This is a genomic window from Alteromonas sp. 5NW40-0090 (assembly GCF_057552975.1).
Map to the genome: position 1 here is coordinate 1 of NZ_BAAJLT010000035.1, position 506 is coordinate 506.

Below are 506 nucleotides of genomic sequence, written 5' to 3' on the forward strand. Positions count from 1 at the left end.
CTAAGTTCTGGCTAAACGTGCTAACCGAGCTTCAGCAACGCGGCGTAGAAGACATTCTCATCGCTTGTGTGGACGGTCTCAAAGGCTTCCCTGATGCGATTAATGCTGTGTTCCCGCAAACGCATATTCAACTCTGTATCGTACACATGGTGCGTAACTCACTTAAATACGTATCGTGGAAGGACTACAAAGCTGTCACAGCAGACTTAAAGCGCGTATACCGCTCAGCAACAGAAGATGAGGCACTGCTTGAACTAGAACGGTTTGCTGAAACATGGGACGGTCAGTATCCTCAAATTAGCAAGTCATGGCGTACGCACTGGCACAATCTCAATACCTTGTTTAATTACCCAGAGGATATCCGCAGGGCAATTTACACCACCAACGCCATTGAATCTCTGAACAGTGTTATCCGAAAAGCCATCAAGAAACGGAAAATCTTCCCCAGCGATGATTCAGCAAGAAAAATGGTATATCTAGCAATAAAAGACGCCAGTAAGAAATGG

General features: G+C 45.7%; 1 protein-coding gene. It reads left to right on the forward strand.

Annotation, left to right across the window (positions count from 1 at the left end):
- Positions 1-506 (forward strand): IS256 family transposase (locus tag AC27KT_RS19780; RefSeq protein ID WP_487132789.1); only part of this gene is annotated, 506 nt, incomplete at both ends.